The 20,243-nt window shown below is 69.7% G+C and carries 19 protein-coding genes; 11 read left to right on the top strand and 8 right to left on the bottom strand.

Annotation, left to right across the window (positions count from 1 at the left end):
• Nucleotides 1–18: 18 nt before the first annotated feature.
• From PHA84_RS11415 to PHA84_RS11405, 3 genes are all read right to left on the bottom strand, one after another.
• Nucleotides 19–1,077, bottom strand: a complete 1,059-nt coding sequence (locus PHA84_RS11415) for an ABC transporter substrate-binding protein (protein ID WP_270888224.1) — start codon at nt 1,075–1,077, stop codon at nt 19–21.
• Between the two features lie 73 nt (nt 1,078–1,150).
• The gene (locus tag PHA84_RS11410; RefSeq protein ID WP_270888223.1) at nt 1,151–2,056 is read right to left on the bottom strand and encodes an ABC transporter permease; all 906 of its coding nucleotides are present in this window, start codon (nt 2,054–2,056) and stop codon (nt 1,151–1,153) included.
• Complete coding sequence (locus PHA84_RS11405; RefSeq protein WP_270888222.1) at nt 2,053–2,862, bottom strand: ABC transporter ATP-binding protein; 810 nt, start codon at nt 2,860–2,862, stop codon at nt 2,053–2,055. The genes PHA84_RS11410 and PHA84_RS11405 overlap by 4 nt, the downstream gene beginning before the upstream one ends.
• Before the next feature lie 191 nt (nt 2,863–3,053).
• Here PHA84_RS11405 and PHA84_RS11400 point away from each other — a divergent pair, with 191 nt between their 5' ends.
• Nucleotides 3,054–4,661 (top strand): ATP-binding protein, encoded by a 1,608-nt coding sequence (locus PHA84_RS11400; protein WP_270888221.1) that lies wholly within the window; start codon nt 3,054–3,056, stop codon nt 4,659–4,661.
• Between the two features lie 10 nt (nt 4,662–4,671).
• A complete protein-coding gene (locus tag PHA84_RS11395) occupies nt 4,672–5,349 on the top strand; it encodes a response regulator (RefSeq protein ID WP_270888220.1) in 678 nt (225 codons plus the stop codon).
• A 43-nt stretch (nt 5,350–5,392) separates the two neighbouring features.
• Here PHA84_RS11395 and PHA84_RS11390 read toward each other — a convergent pair whose 3' ends face one another.
• The gene (locus PHA84_RS11390) at nt 5,393–6,226 is read right to left on the bottom strand and encodes a DUF899 domain-containing protein (protein WP_270888219.1); all 834 of its coding nucleotides are present in this window, start codon (nt 6,224–6,226) and stop codon (nt 5,393–5,395) included.
• A gap of 332 nt (nt 6,227–6,558) precedes the next feature.
• Here PHA84_RS11390 and PHA84_RS11385 point away from each other — a divergent pair, with 332 nt between their 5' ends.
• Entirely contained in the window at nt 6,559–7,230 is a 672-nt protein-coding gene (locus PHA84_RS11385) for a hypothetical protein (protein WP_270888218.1), read from the top strand.
• A gap of 80 nt (nt 7,231–7,310) precedes the next feature.
• On the opposite strand, the gene PHA84_RS11380 is transcribed toward PHA84_RS11385, so the two are convergent.
• Nucleotides 7,311–7,682 carry an iron chaperone gene (locus tag PHA84_RS11380; RefSeq protein ID WP_270888217.1) on the bottom strand — a complete coding sequence of 124 codons (372 nt, stop codon included), beginning with the start codon at nt 7,680–7,682 and terminating at the stop codon, nt 7,311–7,313.
• Nucleotides 7,683–7,799: 117 nt separating this feature from the next.
• Nucleotides 7,800–8,822, bottom strand: coding sequence for a tagatose 1,6-diphosphate aldolase (locus PHA84_RS11375; protein ID WP_270888216.1), 1,023 nt, complete (start codon nt 8,820–8,822; stop codon nt 7,800–7,802).
• A gap of 92 nt (nt 8,823–8,914) precedes the next feature.
• On the opposite strand from PHA84_RS11375, the gene PHA84_RS11370 reads away from it, so the two are divergent.
• On the top strand, nt 8,915–9,970 hold the full coding sequence (locus PHA84_RS11370; RefSeq protein ID WP_270888215.1) for a carbohydrate kinase family protein: 1,056 nt from the start codon (nt 8,915–8,917) through the stop codon (nt 9,968–9,970).
• Between the two features lie 25 nt (nt 9,971–9,995).
• Here PHA84_RS11370 and PHA84_RS11365 read toward each other — a convergent pair whose 3' ends face one another.
• Both PHA84_RS11365 and PHA84_RS11360 read right to left on the bottom strand, forming a co-directional pair.
• Entirely contained in the window at nt 9,996–10,673 is a 678-nt protein-coding gene (locus PHA84_RS11365) for an FMN-binding negative transcriptional regulator (protein WP_270888214.1), read from the bottom strand.
• Between the two features lie 52 nt (nt 10,674–10,725).
• On the bottom strand, nt 10,726–11,049 hold the full coding sequence (locus PHA84_RS11360; protein ID WP_270888213.1) for a hypothetical protein: 324 nt from the start codon (nt 11,047–11,049) through the stop codon (nt 10,726–10,728).
• A gap of 171 nt (nt 11,050–11,220) precedes the next feature.
• Here PHA84_RS11360 and PHA84_RS11355 point away from each other — a divergent pair, with 171 nt between their 5' ends.
• From PHA84_RS11355 to PHA84_RS11325, 7 genes are all read left to right on the top strand, one after another.
• Nucleotides 11,221–11,862 carry a CBS domain-containing protein gene (locus tag PHA84_RS11355; RefSeq protein ID WP_270888212.1) on the top strand — a complete coding sequence of 214 codons (642 nt, stop codon included), beginning with the start codon at nt 11,221–11,223 and terminating at the stop codon, nt 11,860–11,862.
• Nucleotides 11,859–13,094: an acetyl-CoA hydrolase/transferase family protein gene (locus PHA84_RS11350; protein WP_270888211.1), complete on the top strand. Its 1,236-nt coding sequence runs from the start codon at nt 11,859–11,861 to the stop codon at nt 13,092–13,094. The genes PHA84_RS11355 and PHA84_RS11350 overlap by 4 nt, the downstream gene beginning before the upstream one ends.
• A gap of 193 nt (nt 13,095–13,287) precedes the next feature.
• Nucleotides 13,288–15,690: a phosphoketolase family protein gene (locus PHA84_RS11345; protein ID WP_270888210.1), complete on the top strand. Its 2,403-nt coding sequence runs from the start codon at nt 13,288–13,290 to the stop codon at nt 15,688–15,690.
• Nucleotides 15,687–16,838, top strand: a complete 1,152-nt coding sequence (locus tag PHA84_RS11340; protein WP_270888209.1) for an acetate/propionate family kinase — start codon at nt 15,687–15,689, stop codon at nt 16,836–16,838. The genes PHA84_RS11345 and PHA84_RS11340 overlap by 4 nt, the downstream gene beginning before the upstream one ends.
• 179 nt (nt 16,839–17,017) lie before the next feature.
• Nucleotides 17,018–18,448 carry an aminotransferase class I/II-fold pyridoxal phosphate-dependent enzyme gene (locus PHA84_RS11335; RefSeq protein WP_270888208.1) on the top strand — a complete coding sequence of 477 codons (1,431 nt, stop codon included), beginning with the start codon at nt 17,018–17,020 and terminating at the stop codon, nt 18,446–18,448.
• 107 nt (nt 18,449–18,555) lie between these two features.
• Nucleotides 18,556–18,828: a hypothetical protein gene (locus tag PHA84_RS11330; RefSeq protein ID WP_270888207.1), complete on the top strand. Its 273-nt coding sequence runs from the start codon at nt 18,556–18,558 to the stop codon at nt 18,826–18,828.
• A 362-nt stretch (nt 18,829–19,190) separates the two neighbouring features.
• Nucleotides 19,191–20,189 (top strand): sialidase family protein, encoded by a 999-nt coding sequence (locus PHA84_RS11325; protein WP_270888206.1) that lies wholly within the window; start codon nt 19,191–19,193, stop codon nt 20,187–20,189.
• Nucleotides 20,190–20,243: the final 54 nt, after the last annotated feature.

The following is a 20,243-nucleotide window of genomic DNA, read 5'->3' as shown; positions in this document are numbered from 1 at the left end:
GAGGCAGGACCGGTGGGGTCAGCTGACGGGCGTCGCCGCGCTCACGAACTCGTTGGTGTAGGTCTTGGTGAGGTCGATCGACTTCCCCTGCACCTTGGGGTTGAACTCGCCCAGCACGGCCAGGCACGTCTTGGGGCCGTCCTCCGGCATGAGGCCGGTCGGGTTGAAGATGCCCTTCTCACTGGTCAGCGCATGGATGTAGGCCGGCTTCCCGACGCCCTTGTAGTAGTCGGCCGGCATCTTGTCGGCGATCTCCGCGGGGGTGTGGCCCTGGATCCAGGTCAGCGTGGAGACGTACGCGTTGACCAGCTTCTGCACGGTGTCCTTGTGGCTGTTGACCCACTCGGTCTGCATGTACAGCGACGTGGCGGGGTAGGTGCCGCCGAGCGCCGCCTTCGAGCCGGCTGCGGTGCGCATGTCGAGAAGGATGAAGGCGGTCTTGTCCGAGAGGGCCTGCGACACCGTGGGCTCCGTCGTCATGCCGCACGCGATGGCCTTCTGCTTCATGGCGGCGATGAAGGTCTGGCCGGCGCCGACGCCTCTGCGCGTCGTGGCGGCCGGGTCGACGCCCGCCTTCTTGGTGAGGTACTGCGTGAGGAAGTCGGTGGAGGAACCAGTGTCCGTGATCCCGAGGGAGAGTCCCTTGAAGTCGGCGGGGCTGGTGACCTTTCCCTTGAGGTCGCTGCGGCAGAGCTCCACCTCACCGGGGATCTGAAGCATCGACACCACCGCTTCGGACGACTTCCCCTGTGCCTGCAGGGCGATGTTGTGGTCGTAGAAGCCGCCGACTCCCTGGACCTGGCCCGCCAGCATGTTCTGGGTGGCGTCCCCACCGGCCGGCTCATCGATGAGGTTGACGTTCACTCCGGCCTTCTCGTAGTACCCCAGCTCCTTGGCGAGCATGAACGGCAGGTAGATCTGCTTGCTCATGCCGCCCACCATGATGGTGACGGTGGGTGCGTTGGCGGCGGGTTTCGACGAGGACGACTGGACGCCTGCGGCGTTGTTGGCGCAGGCCGCCATGGTGGTGGATGCAAGCAATGCGGCGCCGGCGGCGCAGAGACGTGTGATGTTCATTGAGCTCTCCTACTGAGTACGGGTTTGGCTGTGTGCCGGGGAAATGCGGGTATGCCGTCCTGGCGGCCGTGGCTCACTCGACGGCTGCCCCTCCGTGGGTCTGGGGAGGCCGCCAGCGCAGGAGGCGGCGCTCCAGGAGGGTGATGAGGGCTTCGGCGGTCAGGGCGATGACGGCGACGAGCACCATCCCGGCCAGGACCCCGTTCATGTCGAAGTTGTTCTGCGACGAGCGGATCAGCAGCCCCAAGCCACGGTTGGCTCCGAGGATCTCGCCGACCAGCGCACCGATGAGCGCGAAGCCGAAGCTGATGTGCAGACTCGCCAGGATCCAGGTGAACGCGGAGGGGAGGACGACGTCCCGCGTGACGCGCCAGCGGGAGGCGCCGAGGAGCCTGGCGTTGGCGATGAGGTTCCGGTCGACCTCACGAGCGCCCTGGAAGGCGTTGAAGAAGACGCCGAAGAACACCAGGACGACTGCGAGGATCACCTTGGACTGGATGCCGAAGCCGAACGCCACGGTGAAGATCGAGCCCAGGATGATGCGCGGGATCGAGTTGGCCGCCTTGAGGAACGGGCCGAACAGCTCTGCCAACAGGCGGACGCGCCCCAACGCGATGCCGCAGACGACACCCAGGACCGAGCCCACGGCGAACCCGAGCACCGCCTCCTCGAGGGTGACGAGGATCTGGTCCCCGAGCGACCCCTGCGGGGTGCCGATGGTCACCCAGTCCCGCAGCGACGCCCAGACGCCGGAGGGCTCGCCCCAGAAGAAGGGGTCCACCAGCTTGGCGTTGACGCACAGCTGCCAGGTCACCAGCAGTACGGCGACGATGCCCACGCGCAGGCCGGCCATCACGACCCGCCGCCGCCGGGCGGCGGCCATACCGGACTTGGCTTCTGCGGGCTGTACCTCGTCGGGCGGAGTGCCGAGAGGTGCGGGGTGGGCACTCGGCGTCACGGGCGTGTGCAGGTCCGTCATGACGCCAGCTCCGCCACGCGGGTCGTGCGGGCGTACGCCTCGGCAACCTCGGCCCGAAGGGCCTCCCACACCTGTTCGTAGATGCGCGTGAACGCCGGCTGGAAACGGATCTCCTGGACCACTCGCGGTCTCGGCAGGTCGATCTCGAACTCGGCCTTCACCGTCCCAGGCCCGGCAGTGATCACGACCACCTTGTCGGCGAGGGCGATGGCCTCCTCGAGGTCGTGGGTGACGAACACCACCGCGGGCTTCGTCTGGTCCCACAGCTGCAACAGCTCGGTCGACATGATCGCGCGGGTCTGGACGTCGAGGGCGCTGAACGGCTCGTCCATGAGCAGCACGCGGGGCTGGTTGATGAGCGACTGCGCCAGGGCGACCCGCTTGCGCATGCCGCCCGACAGCTGGTGCGGGTAGCGGTCCTCGAAGCCCGAGAGCCCCACCCGGCGCAGCCAGTCCCGTGCGAGCCGGGTCGCCTCGGAGCGGCCGGCACCGCGGTAGACAGGCCCGGCGGCGACGTTGTCCAGCACCGAGCGCCACGGGAAGACGGCATCCTGCTGGAACACGAAGCCGGTCTCGATGTCGATGCCCCGCACGGGCTCACCGTGGACGAGCGCCTCTCCACGCGACGGGCGCTCCAGACCGGAGACCAGCGTCAGGGTGGTGGACTTGCCGCAGCCGGTGGGACCGACGACGGCGCAGAACTGGCCCTCCTCGACCGTCAGCGACAGGTCCTTGATCGCGGTGTAGGTCCCGCCGTCCGCTGTGGCGAACTTCTTGGTCACGTTTCTCAGCTCGATGGCCGCCATTGGCCCGACCTCTCTCCTCGTTGAGTTGCGTCACCGTAAGGAGCGGCGGGCCACGCCCGGAACCGTTGTGCTCGTTCGGAGAGATAGCCGCGATAGAGATGGTTTTGTGCGATCTGCTCAGTCATGCTGGGAGCGGCGCCACCGTGGTCGCCGGCCGGTGCCCCGGCCTGGGGTGTGGTCGAAGGAGAGGTATGCCGCGGCTCGCCAGGACGCTCGCGTCGCGCATCCTGGTGGCAGTACTCGGAATCGTCGTGGTTACCCTGGCGGTCGGGTTCGCACTCTTCACGCGCCTGACCACCCGGATGGCGGACGTCCATGCCACCGAGCAGGCGGCCTCGATCGCCACCACGCTGGGCCGTGACCCGGCAGTCGCCCGCGCGCTCACCGACGGCGACCCAGGCAAGACGCTCAACCGGCTGGCCGAGAGCGTCCGGGCCGGCACCGGTGCGTCATACGTCGTGATCATCGACCGCGCCGGGATCCGCCACTCGCACCCGAACCCGGCGCTCGTCGGCCGTCGCATCGAGGAGCCGGTTGCGGCGCTCGACGGCAAGGTCCACACCGGCATCGACGAGGGCAGCCTCGGCAGGTCGGCCAACGCACGAGCGCCGGTCCTCGACGGCTCGGGCCGCGCAGTGGGGGAGGTCTCCGTGGGCCTGCTGGAGTCCGAGGTCAGCGTGCGGCTCAAGGCGGAGGTCCTCGACATCGTCGCGTACAGCTCCATCGCGCTCGCCTTCGGGGTGGCGGCCTCGTTGCTCCTCGCGAGAGCCATCAAGCGGGTGACGTTCGGGGTGGAGCCGGCGGAGATCGCCGCGCTCATGCAGGAGCGCGAAGCCATGCTGCACGGCGTCCGCGAGGGCGTACTCGGGGTCGATGCCAAGGGCGCGATCAACGTGCTCAACGACGAGGCCCGACGGCTCCTAGGGCTTGAGTCCGCTGCGCTGGGTCAGCGCGTCGAGGAGGTCCTGGCGCCTGGTCGCCTGCAGCGCATCGTCACCGGAGAGGTCACCGGGTCGGACCTCGTCGCCGTCACGGACGAGCATCTGCTCGTCCTGAACCGCATGCCTGTCGCGGTCGGAGGCAGGAGCACGGGCTGGGTCGTGACGATCCGCGACCGGACGGAGCTGGAGGCGCTGCTGCGCCAGCTGGACTCGATGGAGGGGCTGTCGACCGCCCTGCGCGCCCAGGAGCACGAGTTCTCCAACCGTCTTCACGTCCTTGCGGTTCTGCTCGAGCTCGGCGAGGTGGAGGAGGCCACGCGCTACAGCACCCAGCTTCAGTCCGAGACCGCGATGGCGAGCGAGGAGATCCGGGCGCGGGTCGGATCCCCTGTGGTGGCAGCGCTACTGGTGGCCAAGACGACCGTGGCTGCCGAGCGGGACGTCGTGCTCTCGCTCGACCCCAGCAGCCGCCTTGCCGCAGACCAGGTCGGGGACCTGCCGATCGTGACAGTCCTCGGCAACCTCGTGGACAACGCGGTGGATGCGGTGGCAGACGACCCCGCGACCAGCGGACGGAGCCCGCGGGGGACCGTCACGGTCTGCCTCGGCGTCAGCGGCTCAACGGTTCGGCTGTCTGTCATGGACAGCGGTCCCGGCATACCCGCGGACCGTCTCCAGGACGTGTTCGTCGACGGCTACTCCACCAAGGAGCCGCGTGGCGCCATGCGGCGTGGGCTGGGCCTTGCCCTGGTCCACCGCCTCGTCTCTCGCGCCGGCGGGACGATCACCGCCAGCTCGCCGGGGGGCGCCCGGTTCGACGTCGTGCTGCCGATGCGGGTGCGGGAGGTCGCGTCATGATGGCGGCGTCATGATCCGGGTCCTGGTGGTGGACGACGACTACCACGTCGCACATGCCCACGCCCTGAGCGTGCGGCGCCTCCCAGGGTTCGAGGTTGTCGGTGAGGCGCACTCCGGTGGCGAGGCCAGGGAGCTCGTGGCGTCGACTCGCCCGCAGCTGCTGCTGCTCGACATGTACCTGCCTGACTTCTCGGGGCTCGACCTCATGCGCGGGATCGCCGCGTCCGGCGAGCCGGTGCCCGACTTCCTCCCCGTGACCGCGGCCCGCGACATCGACTCGGTCCGGACGGCGATGCAGCTCGGGGCGTTCTACTACCTGGTGAAGCCGTTCAGCTTCGCCGCCCTCCGGGAGCAGCTCGAGTCGTACCGCACGTGGGCCGAGCGCGTGGACCGGGCACCGGAGGCGGACCAGCCCACCATCGACACGCTGTTCAGCCTTCGCGGGACGCCCTCCCGGCGCGCCTCCGCAACGCAGTCGCTGCAGCCCACCATGGCTCGGGTGCTGGAGATCGTGACGACGGCGGACGGGTCGGTCGGTGCTGCGGAGGTGGCCGAGATCCTGGGTGCCAGCAGGCCGACCGCGCAGCGGTACCTCGCGACGCTGGTGAAGAAGCAGCTGCTCGACCTGGACCTCGCGTACGGTGCCACCGGTCGCCCCGAACACCGCTACCTGCGTCGACGCGGTTGACCGGGGAGCGCCCTCCCAGCCCTGCGCCGGCCAGGCGAGCGCCTCAGTGGTCGTGACCTTGGCGGCCGAGCGTCTCGACGGGGGCCGCCCCGGGGCGGGTCCACTGGGGGACGGGGCGGCTTGTCGGGCCCCAGGTGGCCACCCCGTCGGCGTCCGAGCGCCAGTACCAGCAGGCCTGGCCCCCGTCGGCGGGATGTCCCTCCCGCACACTGCCGATCACGGGCCAGCCCTCCGGGTTGTCCTCCCACGCCTCGCCGCGACCGTAGGGCGTCATGTCGAGCAGGGCGAGGGAGCCGTTGACCACCTCGTTGCCTCGGCCCGTCGTGGAGTAGGTGAGGAACACGCGCTCGCCGTCGCGCAGGAAGCTGACGATGCAGCCCATCTCTTCGCCGACGGGCGCTTCCACGTCGCGCACCGAGTACCAGGGCTGGGTGTAGCCCATGAACTCGACGTAGGCAGCCACCTCGTCCCAGGAGCCTGAAGTCAGGACGGCGAAGGAGACGCCGCGAGCGTTGAGATAGACGGCGTCCTTCAGGTGCCAGGCCGTCGTGGTGCAGCCCTCACACTGCCCCTGGTGCGGCGCGCCGTCGTACCACATGTGCTTGTAGACGATGAGCTCGTCGCGGCCCTGGAACAGGTCGAGGAACGGGACAGGGCCGTCGGGTCCGGTCACCTCGACGGTCCCGTCGAGCTCCACCATTGGCAGCCGTCGGCGGGCTGCGGCGAGCGCGTCGCCCGCGCGAGTGTGGGCCTTCTCGCGGACCAGAAGCTCGTCTCTGGCCGTCTGCCACGTTGCGCGGTCGACGATCGGCGGTCGGCCGGGGAGCACGCTGCTCCGGTGGTCCGAGGTGGTCGGGTCGTCCGAGGTGGTGCTCATGCTGTCCTCCGAGTGTCTCGTGTCCGCGCCGTCGCCCGGATCCCTGCGACGGTCACCACAACAGACCTGCGAGCGGGCCGGAAGTCATCGGAGCCGCAGGTCGGCGGCGGCATCACAGCGCGGAATACGCCGAAAACCGACTCTCGCACCATCAGCCACGCCCAAACGTCAAGGAATGACAAATAACGCACGCATCCGTGCCCAGCGAGACATTCTGAAGGCCTTGTCGACAGATCGCGCGACTACCACCCGCGATCCCCTTCTGAGCAGAGCATTCCAGGCTCGAGCTCGCACTCCTGCGTCTTTCATGCACCCCCTCTGAGAGGACCGCTATGCGCATCACGAAGAAGACAGCCACGCTTGCCGCGGCCGGGGTCGTCGCCCTCGGCATCTCCGGCGGGACGGCGTACGCCGCGGGCCTGATCCCGGGGTCGGACGGCACCATCCACGCCTGTTACAACACCACGAACGGGAACGTCCGCGTTGTAGCGGCGGGTCAGGCCTGCCGCGTCCACGAGAAGACCCTCGTATGGAGCCAGACCGGACCGCAGGGCCCTCAGGGCCCTCAGGGCCCTCAGGGCCCCCAAGGTGCGCAGGGCGAGCCTGGTCCGGCTGGGGCTCAGGGACCCCAAGGCCCACAGGGTGCGACGGGTCCGGCCGGACCTCAGGGCCCGGCGGGTGTGAATGCTCCCAAGACCTTCGCCGGGGAGTTCCAAGGTTCGACCCTCGCCATCTGGTCCGGAACGGCTGCCTTCACGGTGACTCATGTGGCCACCGGGCAGTGGCAGATCCACATCCCTGCCGGGACCTTCCCATCAGGCGCGGGGGTCGGCAACCGGTGCCCCATCCCGATGGTCCAGGCGCTCGTCCCGGGCGGCGCGATGATCATCGACGAGAACCGCTGTGGGCCGCTGACCGGTGACGGAAGCGTCCAGCTGACCGTTCGCAGCGCAGATGGAAGCGACAACCACTTCGTCAGCTTCGTCGTGACTGCGGTCGGCTGAGCAGCGTCCACAGCGGCTCCTGGGTCCCCCACCCCAGGAGCCGCTGTGGGGCAGGTGGGGGAGCGGGACCACGGACGAGATCAGTCAGCCCCGGTGCGGAGTGACAAGCCCAGCTCACGCATCCGCGTGGTGACCAACCTGTGGACCAGATCGTCCGTAAGTGGCGCGTCGGCGGTGAAGTGCAACGAGCCCTTGGTGACCACATACTGCCTGAGGTCCTCGGCAAGGGTGTGAAGGACAGTGCCGCTGTGGGGCAGATAGCTGAGGTGGTTCCTGAAGGCAGCGAACCCGGCCACTGTCCTGCCCTGGACCTTGAACGCCGGCAGACCGTAGGAGAGGCACTGTTCGGCGTCGGGCACCAGGGCCAGGATCCTGTGGCGGAGTCTGCCGAGCGCGTCGCGGCTGGGCTCCTCGACAGTGGCGAGGTAACCGTCAACGTCAGATGCCGCCATGGCTCGAGTGTGGCAGGGTCCTCCGCCCGGCCAAGCATCACGACGCTGATCGCGACGATGAGCAGGAGGAGCGCGACAGGGGCGGCGAGCTCGAGCAGCGCCCCTGGGTGGGGTGGGTCAGGGCTCCAGGTAGCGCTCGTGCCAGCCAGCCGTGAGGGTCTCCGCGACCTCCTCCATCGCCGGAGCCTGCCGCCAGGGGCGGCCGTGGGCACGCAGGATGGACTGACACTCGTCCAGGCGGACCTGGCAGCGCAGGACCGCCTCGCGGCGCCGCTCCTCGGGGCCGCCGACGGCGCCCGTCCAGATGGCCCGGCCCGCCATGAACCCGCAGGCTCCGGCCTCCGCCACGATGGCCAGCTGGCGCCGGAACACCTCGTACGTGCCGGAACCCGACAGCATGACCCACGGCCTTCCTGCGCACGCCGCGTCGATGGCGCGCGCCGCCTGGGCGGACGCCTCCTCGCCGGTCGTGTCGCCGGGAGCGTCCACGAGGTCGCCGGGGAACTCGGACTTCAGGACGTCGATGCCCAGCTCGACGAACTCCTTCGCGGCACCGACGACCACGTCGACCCGTTCCTCGCGCGCACCCTGACCGGTCGGGTCCTGGCCGTCGCGGGGGTACCACAGGGGTTCGACGACCAACGGGATCTGGTGGTGCTCGCAGTCGCCGACAACGCTGGAGACCATCCGCCGGATCTCGTCCGCATCGTCCGCGTCCGGACGCCACCAGACGACCAGCTTCACGGCATCGGCCCCGAGCGTCTTGATCTTCTCGACGGTCCATCGATCCCGAAGCTGCGTCGTGGTCCCGAAGCCGCCGCCGGCCTGGTAGCTCAGCGCCTCGATGCCCGTGATGATCCCGGTGTCCCTGGGGATCACGCCCGTCACGATGCCCTGCGCCAGCGACCACAACGGGTCGACGAGAAACGCGCTCGCATGGGGGGCAAGGGCGGCGACCAGCTCGAGCTTGCTCCGGGTCACCTCGGCCGAGGTGACCCGCCGCCAGTCGGGGTCGATCATCGCGAGGTAGTTCTCGGGATGGTCGATGGCAAGCGTCGCGATGAACCCGTCCTGTGTGGCGATCCTTGTCAGCGACCGCAGCTTCCCCAGGCTCCGGGGACCGCTCAGCCAGTCACTCATGACAGGCAGCGTAGGACAACGAACGTCGACAACCGAGCATCCTTCGGGGACGATGAGGCACTCTGGTCGGTCGTCGTCGTCGGGGAGGTGCATTGGCCCGGGTCGCCGTCACCGGACATCTGTGTGTCGACCTCATTGCCGGGCTCAGTGGCCACGAGCGGATCGACCCCGGACAGCTCTTCGAGGTCGGTCCCCTCTCGGTCCGTCTCGGAGGCAGCGCAGGCAACACCGGGGGTGACCTCGTCGAGCTGGGTGTCCCCGTGGACGTCGTCGCTACGGTGGGGGACGACGACCTCGGAATCCTGCTTCAGCGGCTGATCGCCACGCGCACCGGGATGACACCCCGGCTCAGGCGGGTCGGGGGAAGCGCCACCTCGTACAGCCTCGTCTTCGAGACCCCGCACTCGGACCGCACGTTCTGGCATCACGTCGGAAGCAATGCCCACTTCGACGGCAGCGAAGTGGAGCCCACGCCGGACCTGGCCCTGGTCCACGTCGGCTACCCCAACCTGCTTCCGGCGCTCGTGGCGGACGACGCCGCGCCGTGGCGAGGGATGCTCGGCCGGCTGCGCACGGCCGGGGTGACGACGTCGGTCGACCTGGCGGTCCTCGACCCAGGGTCGCTGGCGGGCCAGCTCGACTGGGCAAGCATCCTCCGCGCCACCCTGAGCGAGGTGGACGTCATCACTCCGAGCGTCGACGACCTGATCTCTGCGCTGCCCGGCCACACTGGGCCAGCGCGTCAGGACGACGCCAGCGTGGAGCGAGCGGCCGAGATGCTGCTCGACTGGGGCGCCGGCGTGGTCCTGCTGTCAGCGGGGCCACGCGGAGCGTTCCTGCGCACGGCCGGCCGCACCCGCCTGCGAACGGCCGGACGGGGGTTCGTCGCGCCGGACGCCTGGGCCGATGTGCGGGAGTGGGTGGCGCCCTACCCGGTGACTCGCGTGGCGACGACCACCGGAGCCGGGGATGCGGCCACCGCCGGACTGCTCCGCGGCCTGCTCGCCGGACTCTCGCCACGACGTTCCGGCGCGCTGGCCATGGCCTGCGCCGCGTCAGTGGTGTCTGGGCGCCGCCCGACGCCGGAGGTCCTCGCGACGATCGACGAGCCGCTCGCATCGGCGTGCCGGCAGCACCCCGGCTGGTAGGCGCCCAGCGGCCGGGGCCAGCGGCTCACGCCTCGGCGACAGGCCACGCGTCGGCGGCCTTGGAGTCGAAGGCGTCGGCGTCAGGGAGCTGGCGAGCCATCTGCTCGGCGACCTCGGAAGCGCCGACGTACGGCTCCTCGCGAAGACCGTCGACGACTCCGTGACGGTCGGCAGGCGACCGGTTCTGGCTGAGCTTGGCCTTGGCCTGCACCTGCTCCACGGTGACCTCGACGCCGACGATCGCCCGAAGCTGCCCGTCGATGTACTTCGCCGGCGCCTGAAGGGTGCTCCAGGGATCGGGGCGATGGGCCTCATGTCGTGCCACGAGGTCGTCGACCGCGTGCCGGAGCCAGCCTGTGTCCTCATGGACCCTGGCCCGTCCGGTGAGCTGGACCACGGAGTAGTTCCAGGTCGGTACGACCCGACCGTGCTCGGCCTTGCTGGGGTACCAGGTGGGCGAGACGTACGACTGGGGCCCCGTGATGACGAGAAGGCATGGTTCGCCGTCTGCGATGTGCGTCCAGTGCTCGTTGGCCCGGGCCATGTGCGTGATGACGGTGTCGCCCTCCCACAGCACCGGCAGCAGCGTCGCGAGCGGGTAGCCGTCGGCTCCGACGCTCACCAGCTGGGCAGAGCCGATCTCCCTGACCATGCGCCGGATCTCCGGCTCGTCCTCTAGGGCGTTGAAGTGGGGGACGTACATGGCAACCATTCTGGCCTGTCACTAGGGGGAGGGTCGCCTTTGCCACCGGGTGTCAGCGGCCTCGGAGTACGGCGAGCTGCCGAGCGAGTGTCTCCGCATCGATCTGCCCACGCGCGTACCGCAGCTGTACCTCCACCTCCGCCGGCGTCTGGAGCGGTGACTGCGGCACTGACTGTGGCACTGACTGTGGCACTGTCCGTGGCAATGTGTGCGGCGAAGGTTCCTGCGGACTGGCTCCCGACCGCACGCAGCCGGCGCCCCGGTCGAGCACCGTGACGAGCGCCCAGGCACCGAGGAGCAGGCCCGCGAGCACGAACAACCACCCCAGCACCATGACGAACCACCCGGCCGGACCCATGTATCCCCAGCCCATCATCGCGACCACCTCTCTCCATCGCCTTCACCCTCCTCGCTGGGGCCTTTGCGCGTCAGAGGAGAAAGTCCCGGCCCGCACGGTGCAGCGGTGGGACCTTCGACCCTGCCGCCAGCGGACGTCTGGCGAGAACCTGGCACGGTAAGCACCCAAGCGGTAAGGAGGAGGGCTGCCATGCTGGTTCGTGAGCTGTTGACCCGGGAGGTGGCCGTCGTCCGCGAAGGCTCCGCTCTCGACGCCGCCGTCCGGATACTCGCGGAGCGAGGAGTTTCCGCACTGCCGGTCGTGGACGCAGCCGGCCATGTCGTCGGAATCCTCTCCGAGGCAGACGTCCTGCGCCTGTACCTGTCCGCGGACCCGCGAGCACACCTGCGTACGACTGTCGGCCAGGAGCTCGCCGAGGCGCCCTGGCCGGCTCTGGTGTCCGACGTCATGACGCCGGACCCTGTCACGGCCCAGGAGGGCACCGACGCCTCGGACGTGGCTCAGCTTCTCGCTGACACCGGCTGGAAGAGCGTGCCCGTCGTCGACGACCACGGCGTGCTCGTAGGGATGGTGAGTCGCAGTGACGTCATCCGAGCCTTGTCCACCAACGACGCCCAGATCTGGTTGCACGTCGTGCGCGACTTCGCCGACCTCGAGCGCACCCGCTGGTCAGCCAGCGTGGTGAGGGGCGTGATCACGGTTCGCGGCGTGGAGGCCGGACGGGAGGCGCGACTGGCCGCCGCGATCGCGGCTACCGCTCCGGGAGCCCGTGGAGTCGTCATCGAGGACGCGGTGGCCGGTGCCCCTCTCGAACGCGCGGCTGACGCGTGAGGCGAGCCACCCTCGACCAGCTGCAGCGGCTGCTCTCCAGCCTTCCCGACGCTCCTCGTGTCGTGGTCGCCGGAAACGCCGCGACACCCTGGGAGGCGGTCGCCGCGCTGGACCGCGCGCTCCCGGCCTACCGGGTCTGGATGCTGAACGCCGGCCCAGGTGTCCCGGACCGCCCAGGCGTGGTCGCCGAGACTCCCTTCGTCGGTGTGGGAATGCGCCGGCACAGCGGGCTGGAGTACCTGCCCTGCCGCCTGTCGATGGTGCCGTTGCTCTTCACGGCCCTGCGACCTCCGGATGTCGTGATGGTGCAGTGTGCTCCGGCGCGGGACGGGATGCTCAGTCTCGGCATCGAGGTCAACGTGCTGCCTGCAGCGATCGAGGCGTGTCGCACCCGCGGCGGGCTCGTCGTGGCGGTGGTGAACGAGCGCATGCCGTACACCTTCGGTGACGCCCTGCTGGACCCGTCCCTCGTCGACGTGGCTGTCGAGGTCGATGAGGCGCTGCCGTCCCCTCCAGCGGCGTCAGTCGCGGACGACGCCAGCCACGTGGTGGGGGAGCAGGTCGCAGGTCTGGTCCAGGACGGCGCCACGCTCCAGATGGGCATCGGCGCGGTGCCGGACGCGGCCATCGGACGGCTCACGTCCCGTCGCGGGCTGCGGATCTGGACGGAGATGTTCTCGGACGGGTTGCTCACCCTGGAGCGCGCCGGCTCGCTCGACGCCGACCATCCGGTCACGGCATCGTTCTGCTTCGGTTCCGCGGAGCTCTACGACCATGTGGACCGCAACCCCCGGATCCGTATGTTGCGCACCGAGAAGACGAACAGCCCCGCGCTGATCGCCGCCAACCCTGCGATGACGAGCATCAACACAGCCCTCGAGGTGGACCTCTACGGCCAGGCCAACGCCTCTCGTGTCAATGGCCGGATCCACTCGGGCTACGGCGGGCAGACGGACTTCATCGTCGGCGCCCTCCACGCCGGCGGCGGCCAGGCTCTGCTGGCACTGCGCAGCTGGCACCCCAAAGCCGACGTGTCCACGATCGTGCCGCTGCTCGACGAGCCGGTCACCTCCTTCCAACCCAGCGCCGTCGTCACGGAACACGGCATCGCGCCGTTGTTCGGCAACGACCAGGAGGCCCAGGCCCGCGCCCTCATCGACAGGGCCGCGCACCCCCGGGTGCGCGACGAGCTGTGGGAGGAGGCCGGCATCCTGGGACTGGGCCGTCCTTGAGCAGCGCGACAACAGCGGCCGGGACGGACCCTTGCTTGTCCCGATCCCGCCCGTCGATCCCGCCCGTCGATCTCGCGTCGCCCCAGCGTCTCCAACCGTGCCCGCCACCAGCACCGTCCCCGCCGCGAGCGCCTCGTCATGGCGGGACCTCAGGCCCTGGTCAGCCTCCGTTGCATCTGTTGGGATGGGGCGCATGACGCAGACCGCGGCGGTGTCGTACGACACGGAAGCACTCGAGCTGGACCTTCGCTGGTGGGCGGCCGCCAACTACCTCACCGTGGGACAGATCTACCTGCGAGAGAACCCGTTGCTGCGTGAGCCGTTACGCCTCGAACACGTCAAACCGCGCCTGCTGGGCCACTGGGGCACCAGCCCCGGCCTCTCCATGGTCTACACCCTGGTGAACAGGGTGATCCGCGAGACCGACAGTGACTGGCTCTACATCACCGGTCCGGGGCACGGCGGACCCGCGCTCGTGGCGGCCGGCTGGCTCGACGGCACCTACTCCGAGATCTATCCGCACATCGGTGAGGACGAGGACGGCCTCCGTGCGCTCTTCAGGCAGTTCTCCTCCCCGGGCGGCGTCCCGAGCCATGTGAGCGTGCAGACCCCCGGCAGCATCCACGAGGGAGGCGAGCTGGGGTATGCGCTGGTCCACGCGGCCGGGGCGGCTTTCGACAACCCGGACCTCGTCGTGGCGTGCGTCATCGGTGACGGTGAGGCTGAGACCGGTCCCCTCGCGGCCTCCTGGCGACTGCCCAGCTTCCTGAACCCGCGGCGCGATGGTGCGGTACTGCCGATCCTCCACGTGAACGGCTACAAGATCTCCGGGCCTACGGTCCTCGGGCGCACGGACGACGAGGACGTCGAGGCGTACCTGCGCAGCCAGGGATGGGACCCGGTGACCGTAGCCGGTGACGACCCCGTGGCCGTCTTCCCTGGCCTGCATCGGGCCCTGTCGGAGGCACATCAACGGATTCGCCACCTTCAGGACGACGCCCGTGGAAGGCCTGGACCCAGCGAACCCGTCCGCCACGCGTGGCCGGCCATCATCCTTCGCACGCCCAAGGGCTGGACCGGTCCGCACACCGTGGACGGGGTACAGGTCGAGGGGACGAACCTGAGCCACCAGGTCCCGCTCGCGGGACTCGCGGACAACCCTCAGCACCTCTCGATGCTCGAGGACTGGATGCGCTCCTACCGCCCCGGCGAGCTGTTCGACGAGCAGGGCCGTCTGGTCCGGGAGCTTCGGGCCTTGGCGCCGGAGGGCGACAAGCGCCTGTCGGCGACCCCGCATGCGAACGGTGGACGGCTGCGCGTGGAGCTAGCACTTCCGGAGGTCGCCGACTACCAGGTGGACGTGCCGGCGCCTGGGCGGGTCTGGGTCGAGAACACGAAGCCCACCGGGGAGCTGATCCGCGACGTGTATTCGGCGACCACCCGCGAGGACGGCGGCGGCAGCTTCAGGCTGTTCTGTCCCGACGAGACGGCCAGCAACCGGCTCCAGTCGGTCTTCGAGGTCACCGACCGCTGCTTCATGGGGCCTCTGGAGCCCACTGACCGACAGCTCGGACCCGACGGCAGGGTCATGGAGGTGTTGAGCGAGCACCTGTGCCAGGGCTGGCTCGAGGGATACCTCCTCAGCGGTCGGCACGGCGTCTTCGCCACGTACGAGGCGTTCGCCATGGTGTCGGCGTCCATGGCCGTCCAGCACGTGAAGTGGCTCCAGCACGCCCAGGAGCTGCCGTGGCGAGCGTCGGTCTCGTCGCTCAACGTCCTGCTCACCTCGACCTGCTGGCGCAACGACCACAACGGCTTCTCGCACCAGGGTCCAGGCCTCATCGACTGCCTGCTCCCCCTCGCGCCCGGAGTGGTCCGGGTATGGCTTCCCCCGGACGCCAACACCACCTTGTCCATCACCGACCACTGCCTGCGCAGCACCGACCACGTCAACCTCATCGTCGTCGACAAGCAGCAGCACCTGCAGTACCTGACGTACGAGGCCGCGGCCCGGCACTGCGCCGACGGCGCCGGGATCTGGGACTGGGCCAGCACCTGCCCATCCGAGGTGACCCCGGACGTCGTGCTGGCCTGCGCCGGTGACGTGCCGACCCAAGAGGCGCTGGCGGCTGTCGAGCTGCTGCACCTGCATGTCCCCGAGCTCGCCGTACGGTTCGTCAACGTCGTCGACCTCATGGCGCTGCTGCCTGAGAACGACCATCCGCACGGGTTCACGGACAGCAGGTTCGACGACCTCTTCACCGCCGACCGCCACGTCGTTTTCGCCTTCCACGGGTACCCGAGGGCCGTCCACCAGCTGATCCACGGGCGAAGCAACCCAGGACGGTTCCACGTGCGCGGCTTCAGCGAGCAAGGCACGACGACGACACCGTTCGACATGGTCGTGCTCAACCGGATGAGCCGCTTCCACCTCGCCAAGGAGGTCCTGCGCCGCGCTCACCGGCGGGTGGCTGGCTGGGACGACCTCGGCCGGCTGTGTGACGAGCGCCTGGCGGCGCACCAGTCCTACATCCGCCAGGAGCTGGCCGACCTCCCGGAGATCGCCGGCTGGACGTGGCAGGGTCTGGAGCCGTGACGGGGACGTTTCTCGTCCTCAACGTCGGCTCGTCGTCGGTGCGTTACCGCCTGGGCGCGGCCTTGGACGACGGCCAGGACGTGCACGGACACCTCGAGGACATCGGTGGCGAAGGCCCCGCCGACCATGACTCGGCACTGCGTGAGGCTTTCCGCGACCTGGCTGAGCGCTGGCCGAGCCTGCGGCATCGAGCCCCGACAGCGGTGGGACACCGCTTCGTCCACGGCGGGAACCGGTTCCACGCACCGGTTGCCGTCGACGAGTCGGTGATGGCGGACCTCAGGGCGCTGGCGCCGCTGGCCCCCTTGCACACCCAGGTCGGACTTGCCGGGATCACGGCCGCGAGAGACGCGTTCCCCGGAACACCCCAGGTCGCCGTGTTCGACACCGCGTTCCACGCCGACCTGCCGCCGAGGGCGTTCACGTACGCGGTGCCGACCGCCTGGCGTGATGAGCACGCGGTGCGCCGCTACGGCTTCCACGGCTCGTCCTTCGCGCACGTCGCTCGTCGGGCTGCGCTACTGCTGGGGCTGGCCGGAACGGAGGCGAACCTGATCCTGCTGCACCTCGGGAACGGGGCGAGCGCGTGCGCGGTCCGCGGCGGACGCAGCATCGACACCTCGATGGGGCTCTCCCCGTTGGAGGGGCTCGTCATGGGCAGCCGGTCCGGGGACGTCGACCCGTCGCTCGGCGCGTTCATGGCTCGTGTCGCGGGCCTTGGTCCCGCTGCGTACGAGGACGCCCTGAACCACGACAGTGGGCTTGCTGCTCTGGCTGGCACCACCGACTTCCGCGAGGTGGTGCGACGTCGCGCCACCGGCGACGCTCATGCGGCGCTCGCCTTCGACGTCATGGCCTACCGGATCCGCAAGTACATCGGGGCGTATGCCGTCGCCTTGGGCCGCGTGGATGCCATCGTCTTCACCGGGGGGATCGGTGAGCACAGTCCCGAGCTGCGGGCCGAGGTGCTGGGTGGGCTGGAGCCGCTGGGAGTGGAGCTGGATGCAGACGCCAACGAGCGCGCGTCCGAGCCTGAGCGACGCCTCACCGTCGTGGACAGCCGACTGGCGGCCTTCGTCATCCCTGCGGACGAGGAGCTGGAGATCGCGCGCGCCTGCGCGGACCTGCTGGCAACGTCGGCCTTGTGAGTCGCGCTGCCCGGCAACCTGTGCCACTTCTCCACCGACCACGAGACCGCCGAGGCGGCGTCTGAAACGCCCGGCATTTGAGAGCGGTTGTCGATCACCACCTGTGCGCGGTCCGGGCCTTCTCCACGGGAACGGCACCCTGGGGGTGATGCGGCCCGGTCGCTGGGTAAGAGAGCGGCATGGAGAACCGCCAGGACGCGACCCCCGTACTCGACACCATCCAGCAGATCCGCGACGAAGGCCTGTACTCGTTCTCCCTACCGGGTCACCGGTTCGGTCGCGGCATCGACTCCCACACTGCGCGGGTGCTGTCGCGGTCCACCTTCGAGGCCGATGTCATCATGGCGAAGTCGTCGGTGGGAGAGGCCGAGGATCTCTACGCCGAAGCCGTCGGCGCCCGTCAGGCCATCTTCACCACGTGCGGTTCCAGTATCTCCATCCATGTAGGGCTGCTGACGATCGCGGGGCCCGGCAGCACCGTGCTCGTGGACCGCAACGTCCACAAGTCGGTCGTCGCCTCACTCATCCTCGCGGGGGCCAACCCGGTCTGGCTGCGGCCGGCCTGGGACCATGAGCGTGAGGTGGCGCACCCGGCGTCCGCAGAGACAGTGGCCCGAGCCCTGGAGGACCACCCCGAGATCGACGCCGTGCTGCTCATCACGCCGACCGAGTACGGCACTGGCGCCGACGTGAAGAAGGTCGCTGACCTGTGCCACGCACGGGGCGTGCCCCTCATGGTCGACGAAGCCTGGGGTGGCCACTTCGGCTTCCATCCCGACCCTCCTACCGCTGCCGTTCAGGCCGGCGCCGATATCGCGGTGCAGAGCCTCCACAAGGCGGACGGTGGCCTGTGCCAGGCGTCGATGATCCTCGTCGGCGGCGACCTCGTCGACCCTGTCGACCTGCGACTGCGGCTCGATCTCATCACTACGACGAGCCCGTCGGCCCTGGTGTACGGGTCGATCGACGGCTGGCGTCGTCACCTGGCTCTCAACGGGAAGGAGCTCATCGACGGGGCCCTGCAGCGCGCGGGCGAGCTTCGGGACCAGCTGAGGTCGGTGGAGGGCCTCGTGGTCGACGACGAGTCGATCCTGGGGTGCGAGGGCGTCACCGAGTGGGACCCTCTCAAGCTGTGCGTCGATGTCTCTGCGCTGGGGATCACCGGATACCAGGCGAAGGAGTGGCTCTCTTCGGAGCGACAGATCGCGGCCCAGCTCGGCGATGCCCGCAGGGTCGTCTTCTCCTTGACGTATGCCGACGAGGAGGCCGCGATCACGGACCTCTTCCAGGCGCTGAAGGCGCTGGCCGCGGAGCCTCCCCGCGAGAGGCGTCCCGCGCCCGCAGTGCCTGCGCTGGAGGAGCTCAACCTCGAGCAGGTCATGGGGCCACGAGAGGCGTTCTTCGCTGCGACGGAGCAGGTCGAGGACCCGGTGGGGAGGGTGAGTGCCGAGATGGTGAGCCCCTACCCGCCCGGAGTGCCGGCGATCCTGCCCGGGGAGCGCTTCAACCGGGCCGTCGTGGAGTACCTGCGGGCCGGCCTGGCGGCAGGGATGACGATCCCGGACGCCTCCGACCCGGAGCTGGCGACGTTCCGGGTCGTGAAGGACTGACCGAACGTCTTCCCCGGTGCATGAGCGCAGCCACCCCCGGGTAGGGGCCCGCGTGAACCGACCTGGTCGCCCGACCCACCTCATCCGACCCCACCGAGAGGAACGCCATGACACAGCCGTCGCCCGAGCCACATCCCACCCTGGACGACGTCGTGGAGGACGACAACGACGCCCTCCCCACACCCATCCGCCAAGGGCACGCCGGCATGCCGGAGCGTCTGGATGACGATGCCCTGGCCAGGGTGGTCGACCGCGAGCGCGTCGAGGCAGGGCTCATCGACTACGCGCCGGACGACGTACCCCCGGCGACGGATCCACTGCCGGAAGGATCGTCGGAGGCTGCGGACCGTGCCCAGCGGGGCCTGACGGAAGAGCCCTAGGACACGGCGTCTCGGGTCGGTGCGGCGGGCTCTGTCCCGCTGCCTACCCGGTACGCCACAAGGGGGATGTGTCACCAGCCTGGCGGGTGTTGTCTTCGAAAGTTGGGTCTCCCGGGCTGCCCCGGGGGGCATGGATCCCGTCGGAGGCATCATGAGAAGGACCCGCACCGCAGGCTGCCTTCAAGGGGTTCGAGGCCATCGCCGTCTCGCGGGTCGACGACGTCGCGGCGGCCGCGGCGGGCGACGCCACAGCTTGGAGCATCCCGACGGTCATCTCCAAGCACTCGTCGACGACGTTCTCCGACAAGGAACAGATCTGGGCGGACAACGCGTCCTCGAGCCGGTTCTTCGGCAACGTCTACGTGTGCTGGGCGTCGTTCCGCAGCAACTCCCGCGGGCAGGCGCTGCCCACACCCCTCACCCTGGCGCGCTCCGGTGACGGCGGCGTGACGTGGACCGTGCGGCAGGTGGGTCCGGCCAGCGACAACCGTAACAACGCCCAAGCCGACGGCTGCTCGGTGCGCACGGACAGCGCCGGCACCGTCTACGTGTTCGGCGTCGGCACGCGGGCCGGCCGGACGGTGCAGATGATGTACCGCTCCACCGACGGCGGTGCGCACTTCGCGGGGCCGACCACCGTCGCCCCCGCCGTTTCGCCGGGCGTCTTCGACCCCGTGCAGGGCCGCCCCGTCATGGACGGTCTCGGCGGCGCCCGGACCGACCTTGCAGTAGGCCCCAGCACGGACATCGCCAACGGTGCGCCCAGCGGCACCGCCGCCACGAACGAGATCTTCATGACGTGGTCCGACGGACGCGCGGGCCTCAACCACGAGCAGCTGCTGATCACCCGGTCCCGCGACAGCGGTGCCACGTGGTCTGCGCCGGAGGCCGTCCCGACCACGCCTGGCGACCGACCCGTGTACACGGCGCCGGCCGTGTCACCGGACGGCAGGGACCTGTACGTCGTGCACAACTCGTTCACGACGCCGTACCGGAACGACACGACCAGCCCCCGTGGCCTGGTCGGGGAGGTCCTCCACGCGGACGTCATCGACGGAGTGCCGTCCGGCTGGAGCACGGTGAACCGCGGGACGGTAGGGGACCCGCGGGGGAGCAGCGCCAACGCCCTCACCGACGAGTTCCTCGGTGACTACGTGTATGCCGCAGCCACGGACAACGGGGTCGTGGGGGTGTGGAACGACGTCCGGCAGGCGGCTGACTGTCCTGCTATCGACGCGTACCGCGCATCGCTGTACACGGCCTCGCCGCTGCACGCACCTGACGTCCTCGCGTCCTGTCCTGCGACGTTCGGCAACAGCGACATCTTCGGCGGGCACTACGCCGACCCGACGTCGCCGTAGACCGGCCACCCCTACCGACGTATGCCGCCCCCTCGCTCGAGCGGGCGGCATACG

The organism is Pedococcus sp. 5OH_020, assembly GCF_027812955.1.
In the GTDB taxonomy this organism is placed as follows: Bacteria; Actinomycetota; Actinomycetes; order Actinomycetales; family Dermatophilaceae; genus Pedococcus.
This window is presented reverse-complemented; position numbering and strand designations above follow the sequence as displayed.